At 60.6% G+C, this 18,832-nt stretch carries 17 protein-coding genes and 1 pseudogene; 11 read left to right on the top strand and 7 right to left on the bottom strand.

Annotated features, from left to right (window positions below; genetic code table 11):
- Positions 1-127: 127 nt before the first annotated feature.
- From DXZ77_RS08595 to DXZ77_RS11820, 4 genes are all read left to right on the top strand, one after another.
- On the top strand, positions 128-700 hold the full coding sequence (locus tag DXZ77_RS08595; protein WP_115031413.1) for a papain-like cysteine protease family protein: 573 nt from the start codon (positions 128-130) through the stop codon (positions 698-700).
- Between the two features lies 1 nt (position 701).
- Positions 702-1,538, top strand: coding sequence for a hypothetical protein (locus DXZ77_RS08590; RefSeq protein ID WP_115031411.1), 837 nt, complete (start codon positions 702-704; stop codon positions 1,536-1,538).
- 333 nt (positions 1,539-1,871) lie between these two features.
- Positions 1,872-2,870: a trypsin-like serine peptidase gene (locus DXZ77_RS08585; protein ID WP_115031409.1), complete on the top strand. Its 999-nt coding sequence runs from the start codon at positions 1,872-1,874 to the stop codon at positions 2,868-2,870.
- Between the two features lie 10 nt (positions 2,871-2,880).
- Positions 2,881-3,075 (top strand): hypothetical protein, encoded by a 195-nt coding sequence (locus DXZ77_RS11820; RefSeq protein WP_147279239.1) that lies wholly within the window; start codon positions 2,881-2,883, stop codon positions 3,073-3,075.
- A gap of 92 nt (positions 3,076-3,167) precedes the next feature.
- Here DXZ77_RS11820 and DXZ77_RS08580 read toward each other — a convergent pair whose 3' ends face one another.
- Together DXZ77_RS08580 and DXZ77_RS08575 are read right to left on the bottom strand one after the other, a co-directional pair.
- Complete coding sequence (locus tag DXZ77_RS08580) at positions 3,168-3,665, bottom strand: DUF4112 domain-containing protein (protein ID WP_115031407.1); 498 nt, start codon at positions 3,663-3,665, stop codon at positions 3,168-3,170.
- A 79-nt stretch (positions 3,666-3,744) separates the two neighbouring features.
- Complete coding sequence (locus tag DXZ77_RS08575; protein WP_181816083.1) at positions 3,745-5,274, bottom strand: MFS transporter; 1,530 nt, start codon at positions 5,272-5,274, stop codon at positions 3,745-3,747.
- 205 nt (positions 5,275-5,479) lie between these two features.
- On the opposite strand from DXZ77_RS08575, the gene DXZ77_RS08570 reads away from it, so the two are divergent.
- Positions 5,480-6,412: a carbohydrate kinase family protein gene (locus DXZ77_RS08570; RefSeq protein ID WP_115031403.1), complete on the top strand. Its 933-nt coding sequence runs from the start codon at positions 5,480-5,482 to the stop codon at positions 6,410-6,412.
- Positions 6,409-8,088 carry an ABC-F family ATP-binding cassette domain-containing protein gene (locus DXZ77_RS08565; protein ID WP_115031401.1) on the top strand — a complete coding sequence of 560 codons (1,680 nt, stop codon included), beginning with the start codon at positions 6,409-6,411 and terminating at the stop codon, positions 8,086-8,088. The genes DXZ77_RS08570 and DXZ77_RS08565 overlap by 4 nt, the downstream gene beginning before the upstream one ends.
- A gap of 70 nt (positions 8,089-8,158) precedes the next feature.
- Here the strand turns inward: DXZ77_RS08565 and DXZ77_RS08560 are convergent, their stop codons facing one another.
- A complete protein-coding gene (locus DXZ77_RS08560; RefSeq protein WP_115031399.1) occupies positions 8,159-9,511 on the bottom strand; it encodes an SLC5/6 family protein in 1,353 nt (450 codons plus the stop codon).
- Between the two features lie 333 nt (positions 9,512-9,844).
- On the opposite strand from DXZ77_RS08560, the gene DXZ77_RS08555 reads away from it, so the two are divergent.
- Positions 9,845-10,711 carry an SDR family oxidoreductase gene (locus DXZ77_RS08555; RefSeq protein ID WP_115031397.1) on the top strand — a complete coding sequence of 289 codons (867 nt, stop codon included), beginning with the start codon at positions 9,845-9,847 and terminating at the stop codon, positions 10,709-10,711.
- Here DXZ77_RS08555 and DXZ77_RS12455 read toward each other — a convergent pair.
- Both DXZ77_RS12455 and DXZ77_RS08550 read right to left on the bottom strand, forming a co-directional pair.
- Positions 10,681-11,298, bottom strand: coding sequence for a TetR/AcrR family transcriptional regulator (locus DXZ77_RS12455; protein WP_258553321.1), 618 nt, complete (start codon positions 11,296-11,298; stop codon positions 10,681-10,683). The two genes, DXZ77_RS08555 and DXZ77_RS12455, sit on opposite strands and share 31 nt — an antisense overlap.
- 501 nt (positions 11,299-11,799) lie before the next feature.
- Positions 11,800-11,916: pseudogene (locus DXZ77_RS08550) on the bottom strand (helix-turn-helix domain-containing protein); the annotation flags it as partial.
- Positions 11,917-12,114: 198 nt separating this feature from the next.
- Here DXZ77_RS08550 and istA point away from each other — a divergent pair.
- Both istA and istB read left to right on the top strand, forming a co-directional pair.
- Entirely contained in the window at positions 12,115-13,782 is a 1,668-nt protein-coding gene (gene istA, locus DXZ77_RS08545; protein WP_115031395.1) for an IS21 family transposase, read from the top strand.
- Complete coding sequence (istB, locus tag DXZ77_RS08540) at positions 13,779-14,588, top strand: IS21-like element helper ATPase IstB (protein ID WP_115031393.1); 810 nt, start codon at positions 13,779-13,781, stop codon at positions 14,586-14,588. Before istA ends, istB begins: the two co-directional genes overlap by 4 nt.
- Positions 14,589-14,661: 73 nt before the next feature.
- Here istB and arsA read toward each other — a convergent pair whose 3' ends face one another.
- Together arsA and arsD are read right to left on the bottom strand one after the other, a co-directional pair.
- Entirely contained in the window at positions 14,662-16,419 is a 1,758-nt protein-coding gene (arsA, locus tag DXZ77_RS08535; protein ID WP_055344895.1) for an arsenical pump-driving ATPase, read from the bottom strand.
- A 28-nt stretch (positions 16,420-16,447) separates the two neighbouring features.
- A complete protein-coding gene (gene arsD, locus DXZ77_RS08530) occupies positions 16,448-16,870 on the bottom strand; it encodes an arsenite efflux transporter metallochaperone ArsD (RefSeq protein ID WP_008598604.1) in 423 nt (140 codons plus the stop codon).
- A gap of 112 nt (positions 16,871-16,982) precedes the next feature.
- Here arsD and DXZ77_RS08525 point away from each other — a divergent pair, with 112 nt between their 5' ends.
- A complete protein-coding gene (locus tag DXZ77_RS08525; RefSeq protein WP_002546835.1) occupies positions 16,983-17,330 on the top strand; it encodes an ArsR/SmtB family transcription factor in 348 nt (115 codons plus the stop codon).
- A gap of 28 nt (positions 17,331-17,358) precedes the next feature.
- Complete coding sequence (locus tag DXZ77_RS08520; protein ID WP_115031389.1) at positions 17,359-18,753, top strand: FAD-dependent oxidoreductase; 1,395 nt, start codon at positions 17,359-17,361, stop codon at positions 18,751-18,753.
- Positions 18,754-18,832: the final 79 nt, after the last annotated feature.

Here is an 18,832-nt window from a genome sequence, read left to right as displayed (position 1 = left end):
CACACCACCCACAGTGGGAGGCTACCCACAAAATCTGGGACAAAGCCGCGAATAGCGTTGATGTAGGCCGAAAATGTGCCTCCCCCCATCAATTCCTCATCGAGGAGGAGTTTTGTTCCCAAACAGCATGACCCGCAAGATCGCCAGTGCTGCTGGCCTCCTTGCAGCGGCCCTTCTGGCCGTGCCGACAGCTGCATCCGCGGCACCCAGGACGCTGGAAGACGGCTCCGTGCAAATACCTATTAATCCTCAAGCGCAAGAGCAGAGCCAATGGTGCTGGTCGGCAACCGGTACAACCATTGCCAACTACAAAGGTGTCAGCGTCTCCCAAAACCAGTTCTGCAACCTGGCATGGAACCGCAACAAAGACGACCAATGCCCCAACACTCAGGCCACCCTGGAAAACGACCAGCAAGCCTTCCAATCCCTAGGGATTAACCCAGGTCGCCTAAGCGGCCCCATCAGCTACCAGGAGGTGCAGAAAGAGATCAACGCTGACCGTCCCGTCCTCACTCGCGTCCTCTACCGCGCTGGTGGCGGTCACATGGTGGCCATCAGCGGCTTCCGCGCCAGTGATCAAAGCATCGAATGGTACGACCCCTGGCCCTCCAAACAGCGCCTAAACGTCGGTGACTACAACTTCTACGTCAACAACCAGGACTTCTCCTGGACCCACACGCTTTCCCAGATCGGAGGCTGACATGACTAATAAGCGCATGCTCGCCGCAGTGGCTGGTGCAGGAATGTTGCTGTGTGCCACCCCTGGAATCGGTAACGCCGCCGACACGACAGGTCCAGCACCCCTCACCCAAGCCGAGCGCGCTGCCGCCACACAGGCAGCCACCAGCTCATCGGCACTCAACCTAGCCGGACGCGTCGCAGAAAAAGCTAAAGCTCAAAGCGCACCCAGCAAAGGCGCGCCCGCCTCCGAGGCCAAATCCAACCCAGGAAAGGGTTCGGGGCCGTCGTTGGTGTCGGGTACGACGACGCAGGTGAATGTGTTGCAGCCTGAGTTCGTTACTTCTGGACGTGGCCCGGTGGGTGCGTTGGGTTATGTAGCGAACACGGTGCGTGTGGGGGATCAGGTCACCAGTGTGTGGAGCGTTAAGGACAAGGGTGGCTCGGGCTGGAAGGCCGTGAATGCTGCTTCTGGTGATTTAGAGGCGCAGTACAACAGCCGTGCCCAGGGTGGTCAGGTGTTGCATGAGCCGCAGGTTAACGCGTGGTACTCGGTTAAAGGAGATCGGGTATTGCCGCTGAATGATGAGGCCCGCGCCAATGTTGGTGAGGGTGTGTCGTTGAAGCGTTACCAGGAGATTGTGCACGGCAAGTACGCGAACAAGCTGCCTGGTAGTGACTATGACAAGAGTGGCGCGGCTGGTGGTTTCGAGACCAGCGCAGCTCCGGCTGCTGCCGCAACCAGTGCGAGCAGTGGCGTGGGGATTCCGGCCACGACGTTGGCATTGGGGGGTGTTGGTGCGTTGGGAGTTATGGCGATCGTGGGTACGTTGATCGCTCGCCGCCACACCACCCACTGAGTGCTTCTGTAGAACCCTGATCTGCGGAAGCACTTAACACGTATATGGTCGACGATCGTCGACCATATACGTATCCACAGCTGGAAATACTCAAACAGTCAATTTCGTGACCCATTTAGGTTTAATTGTTAAGTATATTTTACTGAAATTTGACTAAATACATGGAAAACCCTTACCATGTAACCATGGTGAGGCGTCAAATTTTCCTGTGTACTCGCCGATGCGCGATTGAAAAACAGTCGCGATGGATGCAGCTTCGTATCTGAAGCGATGCTGGAATCCTGAAATAAGTGAATGAAGGAAACTTGATTCACTGAAATCGAAAGGCATCCTATGAGCACAGTCAACAGGCGTTCCGTATTCGCCGTCGTCTCCCTGGTGGCACTGACCGGCTCTTTGCTCCCCGTCACGGCCCAAGCCACTCCGGCTGATCCCGGCGAGGATAAGGTCGTGATGCATCAATTCGAAGGCCAGCAAGAAGCGCCCTCTTACTGGACTAAAGAACGCATGCAAAAAGCTCAAGACCTCACCAAAAAGAAAAGTGGAAAAGTTGTAAGCAAGAAACAGCAAGAAAAGTTTCCGCCCGAGGTTATTCCTGGAAAGCAACCGCTCAAAGCTGCTGCGAAATCCACTTCGCCACTCACTAAAGCTTCTGCAAAAGCAGTACGTGAAAAGCCTCAGCCGACCATTGGGAAAGTCTTCTTCACGGTTAATGGAAAAGACTATGTCTGCTCCGCTAACTCTGTGAATTCTCAAGGTGGTTCCATGGTGTCTACCGCTGCTCACTGCGTCAATGAAAGAGGACGGTACGCCAGCCGTTTCATCTTTGTTCCAGCGTATGAAAACGGCGATGCGCCCTATGGCAAATGGACGGCAGTCAACGCTTTCGCGCCTTCGGACTGGATCAGGTCCGAAGACTTGGAAGTTGACACTGCTTTCGTTGTCGTCGGTAAAAACAAAGGACAAACCCTCTCCGATACTGTCGGAGCAACGGGCGTCGCCTTCAACCAGCAGCGTGGTTTGAAATACAAAGCATTCGGCTACCCTGCCGGCGAACCGTACGATGGTGAAACTCTCTGGTCATGTACCGGAACGGCAGTCCCCGACAAGCTCGAGCCTGAAAGTCAGGCACAGGGCATCCCCTGTGACATGACCGACGGATCCTCCGGCGGCCCCTGGTTTATGGGAGGTAAATACACCGGCACTTCATCCGTGCAGAACTCGGTTAACTCCTATGTGCTCGATGAGATCCCGGACTACATGTTTGGCCCATACTGGGGAAGCGTTGTACAGAAGACGTACAACAAGGCTTCCAGCGCCAGCGGTCGCTAACACATCACTCTTGACAGGAAAGCGGCAGAAAATGGGTGAAGATCACATCGTCGATGAGCATACTTTCCCGGACCCAGAAGAGGCTCTCACCTACTTCTCACCGGAAAAGATGACAGCAGCTGCACCACGACGGATGATCTTGGACTCTTCTGAGAAACCGATCAAAGAAAAACCTGAAGACACTTCGGAACTGCTGCCTTCCTGAGCAGAATGCCTCATAGCATCGGGCCCCACCGGTAATTACCGGTGGGGCCCGATGCTATGCCTTGCGAAGGCATCATAAAAAACGCGGCAGCCTTACAGGCTCAATAGGGTAGAAACCAACCGCCACAAGAACCACAAAGCAACCCCAGTGAACACAATCAGCACACACAAGATCACGCCAACTAAAAACGCAGCACGGATCAAGTAGCCCCGAGTATCAGTGCTCACAGTGCGCCCTTCAGCGATATCACGGCGCAACAGCTGAACATTCTTCGAATTAGCGCGATGAGCGAAGTCTGCGATGTCACCAACGCCAGGGATAAGGCCAAGTATTTGGTCAATGAAAAGGTTCCATCCCATACGGAGAAGGGTAGACATGGGAACGCGTTGCCGAACTGCGCCAATAAGAACAGCCCCACCAAGAGCTGTTCCTAGAACATCTCCGACCCCAGGTATAAGGCCAATGAGAGCATCTGCACCAATCCTCATTCGAATACCAGGGATACGGATAAGGTCATCAAGCAGCCAAGCCAATAAATCAAGCTCAGGGGTCGAGCTGCTATCGGAAGGACGTTTCGGCATAGAAGTCATAAAGTCCTCAAAAATCAGTAACCACGCGGATGTATGACCGCACGCAGATCACTCGGTAGTTGCTTCCGTCCCTGGAAAACTAGGAATTCGAAGGAGAAGAAACGCGACCCAGCCCGCCTTTGCGAAGCGACCGAGCAATGAGAATTCCTGCCGCAGCAAGCCCTAGACACGCGGTAAAACCTGTTACCCGCTCAGCGTGAATAAAAGCCTGCTGTGCAGCGGTGTGGAGAATATAACCAGCCTCCGGGGAAAGTTTAGCGGCGACTTCTTCCGCAGCCCCCAATGTAGAAACCACGGCGTGGTAGTCGCTTGCAGATAAACCCTCGGGAAGAGAAAGAGCGCGACCGTAAAAAGTGGTAAGCACACTCCCCAACACCGCGACACCAAGAGAAGTACCCAGTTCAAAAGCTGTTTCCGATAAGCCTGACGCAGCTCCAGCCCGCTCCGGTGGTGCTGCCGAAATCAATGCATCAGTATTTAAAGCCTGAGCTGCAGAGGCCCCAACCCCAAGAGCTACATACATAAGAACCGGCAGCCAGATGCCCGTTTTCACATCAATAAAAACACTCAACCCTGCACCCGCAGCCATAAGGAGAGTTCCGGCACCAATAAGCAACCAACGAGGAAAAGTCCGAGTCAGATAGACAATCAGCACGCCCACGGCCACAGAAGCTGCCGCCCCAGGAAGAAGCCACCACCCCGCTGTTACCGGATCAAGCCCCTGGATTAGCTGAATGTGTTGCGAAATGTAAAACTGGACACCTGCGAAAACAAAAACCGAAGAAAAGTTACCGATGGCGGCAGTTGTGAGCACACGGTTTTTAAACAACCGCACATCCAAAAGAGGATGATCCATCCCAAGCTGGCGGCGTGTAAAGAAAAAACCGCAGGCAATGCCAAATACCAGCGGCAAGATAGAAAAAGCATCCAACCCCGTTGCTGCAGCATGCTTCAACCCATACGCCGTTGGAACCATAGCCCCAATTGAAAGTAAAACCGATAGTGCGTCAATGCTTTCAGAGTTTTCATTACGAGACTCGGGAACCAAGAAAAACATTGTTGCAAGCATCAATATGTTTAAAGGGACAGGGAGAAGGAAGATAGCTCCCCACCAAAAATGTCCTAAAAGCCACCCTCCAACAATGGGGCCCAGGGCGCCGCCCCCGGCGAAACTAGCGCTCCAAATTGCGATAGCCAAACGTCGCTGGCCTTCATTGTGGAAGATATTTCGCATGAGCGACAAAGTGGAAGGAAGTAAAGTCGCGCCAAAAACACCAACTAACGCACGAGCGAAAATTAGCTCAAGGGCACTGTCACTGAATGCGGCATAGACCGTAGCGGCAGTAACCCCCACCGCACCGATCGCCAACACCTTCCGCCGGCCGATACGATCACCAAGCACCCCACTGGTCAACAACAAACCAGCAAGCGCCAGCGGATAAACATCCACAATCCACAACAGTTCTTCACCGGTCGGTCGCAAAGCCGCAGAAAGCGCAGGCACCGCGAAACCGAGAGCAGTCGTGCTAATCGATACAGTCAGCACCGGAAGCAGCAGCACCCCCAACGCACACCATTCCCGCCATCCGGCACGATCCGAAACCGTCACAGACACAGAACTCCGCTCACTTTCCTCAACATCAATGAATCACCGCAGCCAGCTATGCCAACCGCAACACAGCCTGGAGAAGAACACACCTACCAACGAACGCCCCACCCTTAGCTGTTAAGAGCATCCCATCGTCTCACCCCAAAAAGAGTGAGTACGACCTTCTCTTGTGTGTGACTAGCCACCAACCCGCAACGGAGCCCACATGAGCCAGCAACCCACCCAGCCCCACGCACTCATCATTGGTGAATCCCTCATAGACATCATCGACACCGAAACCGGCCACACCAAGGAACACCCCGGCGGCTCACCCATGAATGTTGCCGTCGGCCTAGCCCGCCTAGCCCGCCCCGTTCACCTGGCCACCTCCTATGCACTCGATCCCCGCGGCAAACAACTTCACACCCACCTCACCGACGAACACATCACCATCACCCCAGGAAGCAACACCGCAGCCCGCACCAGCACTGCCCACGCCACCATCGACGCCACCGGATCAGCTACCTACCAATTCGATGTCCACTGGGACCGCCCACCCATCAACATCACTAACAACACCTGCATCGTTCACGCAGGCTCCTTCTCTGCCATCACCGAACCTGGAGCAACCCACGTCCGCGAAGCCATCGCTGTCGCCCGCGCCACCGCCACCATCACCTACGACCCCAACGCTCGTCCCAGCCTCATGGGCACACCCCGGCATGCCTACACCCACATGGAGCGCCTCATCGGCATGGCCGACATAGTCAAAGTCTCCGACGAAGACATTCACTGGATCACAGACGGAACCATCAACCCCCTTACCGTCGCGGAAAACTGGCTACGCCACGGCCCCAGCCTGGTTGTCATCACTCGCGGAGCCAAAGGCGCAGACGCACTCACCAGAAACGGCGTGGCTATCACTGTTGAAACCCCTACAGTCAACGTTGTCGACACCGTCGGAGCCGGAGACTCATTCATGGCCGCCCTCATTGACGGGCTATGGACAGCCGGACTCCTCGGAGCAGACCACCGCAACGATCTCGCCGACATCGACCACACCACCCTCACCAACATCATCCGACGCTGCAGCCACATCAGCGGCATCACAATCACCCGTGCCGGGGCGAACCCCCCAACTCTTGAGGAGCTCACATGAGTGCGAGTCAAACCAGCACCCTCCACGCCGCCAACATCACCGCCGGACACGGGAGCACAGTCCTCTTCTCCAACCTTGACCTCATCGTCACCAACGGCGACGTCATCGGCCTCGTCGGACCCAACGGGGCAGGAAAATCTACACTCCTGCAAATCCTTGCCGGCCACCAACAGCCCCACACCGGAATCATTACCTGTACACCCCACCATGCTCAACTCGGTTACCTCACCCAAGAACCAGACGCTCGCTCTGGAGAAACAATCCGCCAAGCCCTCACCCGTCGCACCGGCATCGCCGCTGCCACGGCACACATGAATGCCACCGCAGAGGCACTCGGTAACCCCGACGCCGACGCAGCAGCCGGCGACGCCTACTCCACCGCCCTCGAAATCTGGCTCAACCTAGGCGGCCCGGACCTCGACGAACGCATGCCTGCCGTTGCCGCCAACCTCGGTCTGAACATCGACCTCGACCGCACAGTCGATTCACTCTCCGGCGGGCAAGCTGCACGCGTCGGTCTAACAGCCCTCCTTCTATCCCGCTACGACGTCTACCTCCTCGACGAACCCACCAATGACCTCGATGCTGCAGGACTTGCGCACCTTGAACACTTCGTCACCCACACGGACGCTCCCACTGTTCTTGTTAGCCACGACCGTGAATTCCTCGCCCGCGTAGCAACAAGCATTGTCGAGATTGACCGCTCCCTTCAAAAAGTCACAACCTACGGCGGTGGATACGACGCCTACCTAGAAGAACGATCAATTCGGCGTCGCCATGCTCGTGAAGCCTACGACGACTATGCACAACGTAAATCTGAGCTCGAAACTCGTGCCCGTATGCAGCGCGCATGGATGGACAAAGGCGTTAAAAATGCTGTCCGCAAAGGAAAAAGTGGCCACGGTAAAGAAAAAGACAAATTTATTCGCCACCACAACCGCGCCAGCAGTGAAAAACAAGCCGCTAAGATCAAAATCACCGAAAAATTAATCGAACGTCTCGAAGTCGTTGAAGAGCCTCGCAAAGAATGGCAATTACAGTTCACTATCGCAGCAGCCCCTCGCTCAGGTGACATCGTCGCCCAGGCCAGTCGCGCCATCATCCACAGAGGTGACTTCACATTCGGTCCCCTCACCGTCGAGCTGCGCTACGGCGATCGCGTAGCGGTAACTGGCCCCAACGGCGCCGGAAAAACCACTCTCCTTAACCTCCTCCTTGGGCGCATCCCACCACGTGAAGGCACAGTCTCAGCTGGATCACGCGTCGTCATCGGTGAAATTGACCAAGCACGAGACATCTTCGAAGGAGAAGAAAACCTAAGTCGGTGCTTCGCTCTCGAAGTTCCTGACTGGCCCGACGCTGACGTGCGAACCCTCCTGGCCAAGTTCGGCCTCAAAACTGACCACGTCAATCGGCCCGCTTCATCGCTTTCCCCAGGAGAACGCACCCGAGCAGCCTTAGCTCTCCTCCAAGCGCGCGGTGTGAACCTTCTCGTTCTCGATGAACCCACCAATCACCTCGACCTACCAGCCATCGAACAGCTTGAGGAAGCACTCGAAGAATTCAACGGAACCATCCTGCTCGTCACCCATGACCGCCGCATGCTCAAGTCTGTGCGGCTCACCCGCCGCTGGCACGTAGAAAACGGAACGTTAGAAGAGATCGACGCGGACTAACCTGATCTGAACACAAAAAACGGGGGTGGTTCCCTTTCGCGGAACCACCCCCATAGATGTCAGGGCATGATCACATGAAGCTCTGCACCATCGTCACGATGATTGCTCCCACTGCGAACAATCCAGCAACCGTAATGAACACATTGCTGAGCTTGCCGCGGTATGGCTTGAGCGCTGGCACCTTGTGGATTGCATACATCGGCATCAGGTACAGGATTGATGCGATGACTGGGCCAGAAATCGTTTCGATGAGACCGAGAATGCTTGGGTTCGCCACGGCCGCGCCCCACGTAGTGAGGAACATGAATGCGGCGACACCGATCTGGGCAGAACGCTGCTTGACTTTGCCCTTCGTGACAGCGCGAACAATACCGACCGCTCCTTCAGCAGCGCCGAAATAGTGCCCAAAGAAAGAAGAAACGATGGCAGTAATCGCGACAATCGGGCCGAGGTAACTGATGATTGGGTTAGCCATCACATTAGCGATATGCGACAGCACAGGCAGGTTTGCCTCACGTGCCTTACCTAGTTCAGTGGGTCCCAGAGCGAGTACACATGACCATACGAAACCCATGGTGAACAGCACGAGCATGATCGCGTTAGCGCGCAAAATCTTCGAAGCCTTCTCGGCCGAGTTATAACCGTAGTGGCGCTGCATCGCTAACGAGAACTGCGAGATTGCCGGGCTGTGGTTGAACGCGAATACGAGCACGGGGATGGTCAGCCAGACCGTCATGAGCATGCTAGGCAAGGGCTGCGGCTGGGTGAGACCACTGAGATCCCACTGCGGAACGAGATAAAGCGAGACACCGATCAGAATCGCGATGAGTGGGTAGACAACCCAGCTAGTAACCATCAAGATGATTTTTTCACCCGAAAGCATGACCGCCATGAGAGCAGCGATGAGAATTGCTGAAAGGATCCATCGCGGCGGTGAAGGCATTCCGAGCTGGTTGACGAGAAGGCTATCCACTGTGTTTGTAATAGAGACGCCATAAATCAACACGATCGGGTAAATCGCAAAAAAGTACAGAACGGTAATGAGCTTTCCGGCAGCGGAACCGAAATAGTCTTCGACGACGAGGGTGATGTCGTCACCCATTCGGGGAGATTTGCAAATAATTCTTGACAATGCCCGGTGGGAAAAATATGTCATCGGGCCAATGAGAAGGGTCATGATGACCAGCGGCCACAGGCCAGCCGCTCCTGCGCGGATAGGGAGGAACAAGATTCCTGCTCCCACCGCAGTTCCAAACAGGCTGATGACCCAGCTTGTATCGTGTTTGTTCCACCGAGGGGTATCGAAGATTTCCGGTTCCTTGGTGCTTGCCTGTCCCACGGGTCCGCTTGTGGCGTCGCTCGCGGTCAGGTGCTCGGGTGACTGATCGTTTCCCGAGTGGACGTCGGCCTTGGGATCTGCCATGGCCACTCACCACTTTCTTCATTCCAGCGCAGCTTTGTGCAGGGGTTTCTAATAAAACCTCAAACTTCCCTGGGAGACGACTTGGTGGTGGGTGAGAGCGGGCACATCGTCACCGGATTGTGTTCTTGTACCGTGATGGCGTTCTAAAAGCAGATGTGCAGACATTTACGCAAAAAAGACGCGAGTAAGCGAAAGCCGCAAGCAGCAGACACGGACTGTCGAATTCGCTACGGTTCCCAGCGGTGAGAGCATTTCTCGCGTTGTCGGGTGGTGAGTGCTATCCGATGGTCATCGCGCTTCAGGTACACAGTAAGAGTCGAGCAGGAGAGGCCAATGTCCTCCACACGGATCGCCGTGACAGGTGCCACAGGTCATATCGGTGGCAGCGTTGCCCGCAAGTTGGCAGAACAGAACGTGCCGTTGCGGGTTTTTGTACGTGATGCCACCAGACTGCCTGAACTAGGCGATGTGGAAATTACAGAAGGCACATATACCGACAGCGAACGCGTATATGACGCGTTACAAGGGATCGACGTACTGTTTTTCGTCTCTGCTGACGAAAACGCTGACCTGCTGCGCACCCACGACCGGTTCATTTCCGCCGCGATGGCTGCAGGCGTCAACCACGTTGTGTACCTGTCATTTGCTGGCGCAATGCGCGACGCGACATGCACGGTCGCCCGGGATCATTGGCACACCGAACGCCTCATACGCACAACTTGCCGCCACTGGACGTTCCTGCGCGACAACATGTACGCAGACACCTTGCCGCAGCTCGTGGGGGAAGACGGCGTTATTCGTGGCCCAGGGCGTAAAGGGAAAATCGCGCCCGTTGCCCAAGAAGACATCGTTGATGTTGCTGTTTCGGTACTGCTCAATCCACACACCTACGATCACCGAAGCCTGGAACTATCCGGGCCGCAAGCATTCCCATGGGCCGAGCTAGCCCGCCTGCTGCAAGAAGAAAGTGGACAGGCCGTCTCTTACCAACACACGTCAGTAGAAGAGACGATGGATGAGCTCCTGGGCACCCTAGAGCCATGGCAGGCCTGCGCCCGCGTATCTCACTTTCTCGCTGCGGCAAAAGGAGAACTCGGTGACGTGACACGAGATATTGAACGTGTGCTAGGGCGCCCAGCAACCAGCGCGCAAACCGTGCTGCGAAACATCTACGCGGCTTCGCCAGCGCTCACCGGCTGACCCACCCCAAGAATGGATTGCGCCATTCTGAACAGCATGTTTTCGAGGCTATCGGCAGAAGCGTTCCCCCACGCGTAAGCCATCTCCACAATGACGCGATGCGCAGCGGCAATCAATAAATCCCGCTCCGCAGGCGAATATTCTGGACGCAAAGCTGCCAACGCAAGTGACCATTCGTCGAACACCACCCGTTCCAAACGATGCAGTTCCGCGCGCGGCTCCTCGGCTAGATGGAAACGTTCGCGCCCAGTAACCAGCGCCATATCCCGGTCAGCGAGAGTGTCCATGACATATCTGTGGAGCATGTTCGTCATCGCTTGATCTGCACTGTGAGCCGATAAAAGAGATTCACCCAAGCCGCTGACGAAACGGTTAGCAGTGCGCAACATGGCAGTCGCTAACAAGTCGTCCTTGCTCACAAAATGGCGGTACGAAGCAGAAGCAGTGATACCGACTTCTCCAGCGATATCGGCCATAGATACGCCCCCATAGCCCCGCTCACGGAACATACGAACCGCAGTGCGCAGAATTTGTTCACGCCGACTAGCGCGCGACCAACCCGGTACATCATTTTTAATGATGGACATTTCCCCTTCAATCAGAGGGGTGCGGAGAAGACGCATCGCAGCCATGACAAGTGCATTCGACCGTGCCGAATGTGAAATATCCCGGTCCGAGGAAGCAGCCCCAAGAACTAAAGCCGCAGCAGCCCGGGTATAAACCGACATCGACTGTTGAGGCATCGAAGGGTTGAAATGACGCAAGCTGTGGGCAAGAGTGTCACGCATCCGAGCGAAACGTTCCACGGCGAAACTGCGGGCTTCATCAAGGCCGGTTTGTACTGTCTCCTCAGGCAAAGATTCAGTTAATGCGCGAGGCGCAAAAGCTTCGTGCTCGATGCCGGGATGCACGTAACGCAAAACCACAGTCAGATGTGGAATCGTTGCCAGGCAGTAATCGACGCCTGTCTGTAGAACACGACGGTGTTGTTCTTCAGGATCAATTTTCACACCTGAAAGATGCGTATCGCGAACGGATTGAATTCGCGTAGTGATCTCATCAAGCCAATTCAATGCAATCTCGGTGAGCAGTTGTTCCTTGCCAGCGACATGTCGATACACGGCAGGACCACTTATCCCCACCGCTGCGCCGATCTCGTCAATCCCGACACCGGCGTATCCGCGCTCCATGAAAAGCCGCGCCGATTCATCAAGTAAGTGCGCTCGTCGTTGATCGGCAGGGAGCCGGACACGTGTGGTTGTGACAGCTTGGTTCGGCCCCGTTGTGACGGCCTGATCTGGCCCCGCGTGCGACTTGCCGGGGTGTTGACGGTCTGAACTGGCCCCACCCCTTCACGCTGGTCCCCATCACTGGGAACCAGTCGCGAGGGCAAGGGAGCCAAGATGGGATCACGAGTGCAGCTGTACGCCGACATCCGCCACGACGCGCGAGTCGATGGCCTGTCCATCCGCGAGCTCGCCCGCAAACACGGAGTGCACCGCCGCACCGTCCGCCAGGCACTCGCCGCGGCCGAACCCCCACCCCGCAAGAGGCCGGTCCGCACGGCACCGCGTTTGGACCCGTACAAGCCGGCCATCGACCAGATGCTGCTCTACGACCTGACCGCCCCGCGCAAGCAGCGCCACACCGCCACGAGGATCCTGGCCCGGTTGCGTGACGAGCACGGCGCCACGGACCTGTCGTACTCGACGGTGCGGGACTACGTCCGGATCCGGCGCGCGCAGATCGATCTGGAGGCCGGGCGCCGGGTGGAGGCGATGGTGCCGCAGGACCACGCCCCCGGCGCGGAGGCCGAGGTCGACTTCGGCGAGGTCTACGTGATCCTGGACGGCGTCAAGACCAAGTGCCACATGTTCGTCTACCGCCTGTCGCACTCTGGCAAGGCCATTCACCGCGTCTACCCGACGGGCGGGCAGGAGGCCTTCCTCGAGGGACACATCGAGGCCTTCCACGCCCTGGGTGGTATCCCGACCCGTCACATCCGCTACGACAACCTCACCTCGGCCGTGGTGCAGGTCATCCACGGCGGGAACCGGCTGCGCGACGAGAACGAACGCTGGGTGCTGTTCCGCTCCCACTACGGCTTCGACGCGTTCTACTGCCAGCCAGGCATCGACGGCGCCCACGAGAAAGGTGGCGTCGAGGGCGAGGTCGGCTGGTTCCGCCGCAACCACCTCACCCCCATGCCCGAAGTCGCCACCCTGGACGAACTCAACGACAAGATCCGCGCCTGGGAAGTCGACGACAACACCCGCCGCATCACCGGACACGTCAACACGATCGGGCAGGACTACCACGCCGAACTGCCCCACCTGGCACCGTTGCCGGCCGACGACTTCGACCCCGGCCTGATCCTCCACCCGCGCGTCGACCGCTCCGCCCTGATCACCGTCCGCATGGTCAAGTACTCCGTCCCCGCGCACCTCATCGGCCAACGCGTCCGCGTGTCGTTGCGGGCCTCCTGCGTGGTCGTGTTCGAGGGCCGCAGCGTCGTCGCCACCCACCCTCGCCTCGGCACCCGGGGCGTGATCCGTGTCGAGCTGGACCACTACCTCGAGGTCCTACGCCACAAGCCCGGCGCGTTCCCCGGCTCCACCGCCCTCGCGCAGGCCCGCGCCGCGGGGGCGTTCACCGCGGCCCACGACGCGTTCTGGGCCGCGGCCCGCAAGACCAGCGGCGACGTCGCGGGCACCCAGGAGTTGATCGACGTGCTCCTGCTCCACCGATCCCTTCCGGCCGAGGCGGTGATCGCCGGCATCACCTCAGCCCTGTCCGTTGGTGCGATCAGCCCCGACGTCGTCGCCGTGGAAGCCCGCCGCCACGCCACCACCCACACACCCGCCCCAGTCAGCCCGACCAGGCGGGGGACGGTCGTGAACCTGCCACCACGACGCCCCACCGACCCGCACCAGGTCATCGCGCACCTGCCCGAGGACACCCGACCCCTGCCCACCGTCACCGCCTACGACGAACTCCTGCGTCGACGCCAACCCGATCCCGCCCCGGCCTCCGCCGAGACTCACCACCACACCCCGACAGGAACCCCATGACCACCACCAGCACCAGCCGCCCCGCGAGCCTTCGCCGGCGTCAGGGCCTGACCGAACAAGCCGCGCAGGCCGCGATCGACCAGGCCTGCCGCCGCCTACGACTGCCCACCATCCGGTCCGTCGTCGATGAGGCGATCACCACCGCCACCAAGGAACAACTCACCTACCAGGGCTTCCTCGCCGAGCTGCTCCTGGCCGAGGTCGACGACCGTGACCGGCGCTCTACCCTGCGCCGTATCAAGAGCGCCGGCTTCCCGCGCGAGAAGTGGCTGGCCGACTTCGACTTCACCGCGAACCCGAACATCAACCCCGCCACCATCAACGAGCTCGCCACCGGCGACTGGATCCGCCGCGGCGACCCGCTGTGCCTGATCGGGGACTCCGGCACCGGCAAGTCCCACCTGCTCATCGCACTCGGCACCGCCGCCGCAGAACAGGGCTACCGCGTCCGCTACACCCTCGCAACCCGCCTGGTGAACGAGCTCGTCGAGGCCGCTGACGAGAAGCAACTCACCAAGACCATCAACCGCTACGGAAGAGTGGATCTCCTGGTCATTGACGAACTGGGATACATGGAGCTCGACCGGCGCGGCGCCGAGCTGTTGTTCCAGGTCCTCACAGAGCGGGAGGAGAAGAACGCCATCGCGATCGCGTCCAACCAGTCCTTCTCCGCCTGGACCGACACCTTCACTGACCCCAGGCTCTGTGCAGCGATCGTCGACCGCCTCACCTACAACGCCACCATCATCGAGACCGGAACCAACTCCTATCGCCTCGCCCACACCCGAGCCCGACAGGCCGGGTGACACCCTGCAAATAGGCAGTCGCCTACCGCCGGATCCACCAGTTGGGTCCGGCGGGTAGGCGTCACTCCCTGAGTCAGTTGCTGAGAGCGGTGAGCTGTTGCGTGCCGACGGGTTCGCGGGTCTGGGTGGGGATGACGGCCATGCGGTTGGTGGTGGCGGCCACCGCGTCCAGCTGCTGTTGCTCGGAGCGTGCGCGGGTGGCGAGCAGTGGGCTGGTGGGGTGGGCTGCCGCGAGGGAGTTGTTCACGACCCACGCCCACGGGTGGATGTTGGCGCGTTCCAGGTCGCTGGCCAGGGCCTGCGCCTCGGTGACGGGGGTGGTCTCGGGCAGGGTGACCACGATGATCTTGGTGTGGTCGGGGTCTTGGAGCCGCATCAGCGGGGTGGTGACGTGGCCGCGCTGGTCGTCGTCGAGGTGGCGGGTGATGTCGCGGTGGTAGGAACCGGTGGCGTCCATCAGGAGCAGGGTGTGGCCGGTGGGGGCGGTGTCCATGATGACGAACTGGTCGCGGGCCTTGTTCACGGCGCGGCTGAACTGCTGGAAGACGGCGATCTCCTCGGTGCAGGGGCTCATGAGGTCCTCGGCGAGGGCGGCGCGGCCGGCGTCGTCGAGCTTGGCGCCCTTGGAGGCCATGACGTGGTCGCGGTACTCCTGGATGGCCTTCTCGGGGTCGATGGCGCTGACCTCGAGCCCGTCGACGTCGTTGCCGAGGGTGGTCGACAGGTGCGCGGCGGGATCGGTGGTGGTGAGCAGGACCTTCTTGCCGCGCTGGACCAGGGCGATGGCGATGGCGGCTGCGACGGTGGTCTTGCCGACACCGCCCTTGCCCATCGTCATCACGAGCCCATGGTCGGCCTCGGCGAGCTGGTCGACCAGGCCGGCGAGGTGCGGCTGCTGGCCGATGCCCTGCCCGCCGGTGTCCTGCGCGTCGGCCTGCGGGGCGTCCTCGTCGTGGAACAGGGTGGCGAGTGCCTCCAGGCCGACCATGTTGACGCTCTTGAGGCTCACCGTGTCGCGGGGCAGGGCTGCCAGGGCGGCAGGCATGGCAGCGAGCGCGGCCTGTTCGCGGTCGTGGATGGCGCGGGACAGGTCGTCGGTGGCGGCCGCGGCGGGCAAGACGCCGTTGACGACCAGGTTGGTGGCGTGGATGTCGAGCTCGGCGAGCTCGTCCAGGGTGCGGGCGACCTCGCGCAGCGTGGACTGCTGGGCCCGGGCGACGAGCACCAGGCGGGTGCTGGTGGGGTCGGTGAGGGCCTCGACGGCGGCGCGGTAGGTGGCGCGGTTCTTCTCGAGCCCGCTCATGGGCCCCAGGCAGGACGCGTCGCCCTTGCCGTTGTCAAGGTAGCTGGTCCAGCTGCCGGGCAGCTGCAGCAGGCGGATGGTGTGGCCGGTGGGGGCGGTGTCGAAGATGACGTGGTCGTAGCCGGCGGTGGCCTGGGTGTCGGCGAGCAGGTCGGTGAACTCGTTGAACGAGGCGATCTCGGTGGTGCAGGAGCCCGACAGCTGCTCGGTGATGGCCTCGATCTCCTTGATGGGCAGGACCGCGCGCACCGGTTCCAGGATCTTGTTGCGGTAGGCCTCAGCGGCCTCGTCGGGGTCAATCTCCAGCGCGTCGAGGCCGGGCACCTGCGGAATCGGGGTGATCTTGTTGCCGATGGTGGCACCGAACACCTGGGCGATGTTGCTCGCCGGGTCGGTGCTGACCAGCAGCACCCGCTTGCCCTGGTGGGCGAGGTGCACGGCCGTGGCGCACGCGATGCTGGTCTTGCCGACACCGCCCTTGCCAGTGAAGAAAAAGTGCCGGGGCGGGTTGTCGAGAAACTGGGTCATCACAATCTCCTGAAAGTTCGAGTCGGGGTCAGCAGCAGCCGGACACGGTGCTGGTAGTGGCGGGCTGCCCACAGCAGCCAGTGGACGCGGCGGGGGCTTCCTGCTGCGGGCCGCAGCATCCGCCCTGGGGCTGGGCGTCCTTCGTCGGGTTCAGGCCGGCGTAGCGCTCCAGCTCGTCGCGGCGCGGGTGGCGGCCGGCCAGCACGGTGACGTCGTCGACCAGCGTCAGGGGTAGCCCCTCGGAGCCGGCGGCCTGCAGGAACTTGACGACCACGGGGTGCTCCGCGAACTGCGCCGGCTCGCTGGCCAGATTGGCGCGGTGGACGTCCACCCCCTGCGCCTTGAGGGCGTTGACCGCGGCGGTGAAGTCGACCAGCTCCTGGTCGAGGTCGGGGCCGCAGACCCCGGTGTTGCAACACAGTGCAGGTTCGAAGACACGGATGACGGGCATGGGAAACCTCCGGCTCGGGTGGAGGACGACCATCACGCATTGATGACCGTCGATATGAGTGAGCATGTCACACGTATCGACAGGTGTCAATATGAGCGGGTAGCATGTCTTCATGACCGAACTGCTGGAAGCCCCGATGGCCGCCGCCGAGGCCTGCGCGCCGGGTGGTGGCACGATCTCGATGGAGCAGGCGGAACGGGTTGCGCTCGTCGTGAAGGCGCTCGCTGACCCGGTGCGGCTGCGGATCCTGCACCACATCGCGGCCAGCCGGTGCTCCAGCGTGTGCGCGTGCCACATGCCCGAGGTGTTCGGCGTGACCCAGCCGACGCTGTCACACCACCTGAAGAAGCTGGTCGAGGCCGGGCTGGTGGACAAGGAAATGCGCGGCAAATGGGCGCACTTCACCCCGCGACCCGAAGGGCTGGCCGCGTTGCACGAGTACCTCGCCATGCTGGGCTGAGGCCCGGCGACCCGAAAAGGACATCCCCATGCACGTTGTGTGCGTCGGCGGCAGCGATGCCGGCATCTCCGCGGGGCTGCGTGCCCGCGAACTCGACCCGTCGACCGAGGTCACTGTCGTGGTGGCCGACGCCTACCCGAACTTCTCCATCTGCGGGATCCCCTATTACATCTCCGGCGAGGTCGGAGGCTGGCACCACCTGGCACACCGCACCCGCGCCGACCTGGAGGCCGCGGGCCTGCACCTGCTGCTCGACACGCGCGCCACCCGCATCGACGTCGACGCCCGACAGCTCGAGACCATCGGACCCGACGACACCCCCGCCCTGGTCGACTACGACGCGCTGGTGGTCGGCACCGGCGCCCGGCCCGTGCGTCCCCCGATCACCGGACTCGACACCCTCGGCGCCGCCGACGGCGTCCACCTGTTGCACTCCATGGGCGACACGTTCACCCTGAGCGACTCCCTCGAGAAGCTGCAGCCGCGCACCGCCTTGGTTGTCGGCGCCGGCTACATCGGCCTGGAGATGGCCGAAGGCCTCACCACCCGCGGCATCCACGTCACCCAGGTCGAGGCCGCCCCCGAGGTACTGTCCACCCTCGACCCCGAACTCGGTACCCTCGTCCATGCCGAACTCGTGCGGCACGGGGTCGATATCCACACCGGTACGAGCGTCACCGGCATAGCCAAGGGTGCTGACGGCCTGCACGTGACCGGTCAGGCCAGAGACGGCGAAGCCCTGTCGTGGGATGTGGACCTCGTTCTGGTCGTGGTCGGTGTCACCCCCGAGACCGACCTGCTCGTCCGATCTGGAGCCCAGACCGGGCCCCGCGGTGCGGTGCTCGTCGACGAGACGATGGCCACCGGCCTGCCACACGTGTGGGCCGCCGGCGACTGCGTCGCCACCCACCATCGCCTGCTCGGCACCACCTACCTCCCACTGGGCACCACCTCCCACAAACAGGGACGGGTCGCCGGCGAGAACGCGCTGGGCGGCAACGCCCGATTCGCGGGCAGCATCGGCACCCAGGTGCTCAAGGTGTTCGACCTGGTCGCAGCCCGCACCGGGCTGCGGGAGCACGAAGCCATCGCCGCCGGGTTCGACCCCGCCAGCACCACCTCGGCGCCCGACGACCACAAGGCCTACTACCCGGGATCCCACCCCATCACCATCCGCATCACCGGCGACCGCGCCACCGGCAGGCTGCTAGGTGCCCAGCTCGTCGGGCACCTGACCACCGAGACCGCCAAGCGGGTCGACACCTACGCCACCGCGCTCTTCCACGGCATGGACGTGGCCGACATCAATGACCTCGACCTCGCCTACACACCGCCGCTGGGCTCGCCCTGGGACGCCATCCAGATCGCCGCGCAGGCATGGGTGACCCAGCACCAGCCAGCGAGCACTCGCACCCAACCCTGACTCCTTGCAGTAATGAGCGCCCCCGCCGAGCGTAAACCCCTGGGGCGCTCCTCAGCGCGCGCTCACCACCCGCCCACAC

Source organism: Dermatophilus congolensis, from assembly GCF_900447215.1.
GTDB lineage: Bacteria > Actinomycetota > Actinomycetes > Actinomycetales > Dermatophilaceae > Dermatophilus > Dermatophilus congolensis_A.
The sequence above is the reverse complement of the archived record's forward strand: the minus strand, read 5'-3'. Positions and strand labels throughout refer to the sequence as shown.

Bases quoted from the DNA above. Each gene is read 5' to 3' on its own strand.
- DXZ77_RS08595 (WP_115031413.1), top strand. From the start codon at position 128: ATGACCCGCAAGATCGCCAGTGCTGCTGGCCTCCTTGCAGCGGCCCTT.
- DXZ77_RS08590 (WP_115031411.1), top strand. From the start codon at position 702: ATGACTAATAAGCGCATGCTCGCCGCAGTGGCTGGTGCAGGAATGTTG.
- DXZ77_RS08585 (WP_115031409.1), top strand. From the start codon at position 1,872: ATGAGCACAGTCAACAGGCGTTCCGTATTCGCCGTCGTCTCCCTGGTG.
- DXZ77_RS08580 (WP_115031407.1), bottom strand. From the start codon at position 3,665: ATGACTTCTATGCCGAAACGTCCTTCCGATAGCAGCTCGACCCCTGAG.
- DXZ77_RS08570 (WP_115031403.1), top strand. From the start codon at position 5,480: ATGAGCCAGCAACCCACCCAGCCCCACGCACTCATCATTGGTGAATCC.
- DXZ77_RS08565 (WP_115031401.1), top strand. From the start codon at position 6,409: ATGAGTGCGAGTCAAACCAGCACCCTCCACGCCGCCAACATCACCGCC.
- DXZ77_RS08560 (WP_115031399.1), bottom strand. From the start codon at position 9,511: ATGGCAGATCCCAAGGCCGACGTCCACTCGGGAAACGATCAGTCACCC.
- DXZ77_RS08555 (WP_115031397.1), top strand. From the start codon at position 9,845: ATGTCCTCCACACGGATCGCCGTGACAGGTGCCACAGGTCATATCGGT.
- DXZ77_RS12455 (WP_258553321.1), bottom strand. From the start codon at position 11,298: ATGTCCATCATTAAAAATGATGTACCGGGTTGGTCGCGCGCTAGTCGG.
- istA (WP_115031395.1), top strand. From the start codon at position 12,115: ATGGGATCACGAGTGCAGCTGTACGCCGACATCCGCCACGACGCGCGA.
- istB (WP_115031393.1), top strand. From the start codon at position 13,779: ATGACCACCACCAGCACCAGCCGCCCCGCGAGCCTTCGCCGGCGTCAG.
- arsA (WP_055344895.1), bottom strand. From the start codon at position 16,419: ATGACCCAGTTTCTCGACAACCCGCCCCGGCACTTTTTCTTCACTGGC.
- arsD (WP_008598604.1), bottom strand. From the start codon at position 16,870: ATGCCCGTCATCCGTGTCTTCGAACCTGCACTGTGTTGCAACACCGGG.
- DXZ77_RS08525 (WP_002546835.1), top strand. From the start codon at position 16,983: ATGACCGAACTGCTGGAAGCCCCGATGGCCGCCGCCGAGGCCTGCGCG.
- DXZ77_RS08520 (WP_115031389.1), top strand. From the start codon at position 17,359: ATGCACGTTGTGTGCGTCGGCGGCAGCGATGCCGGCATCTCCGCGGGG.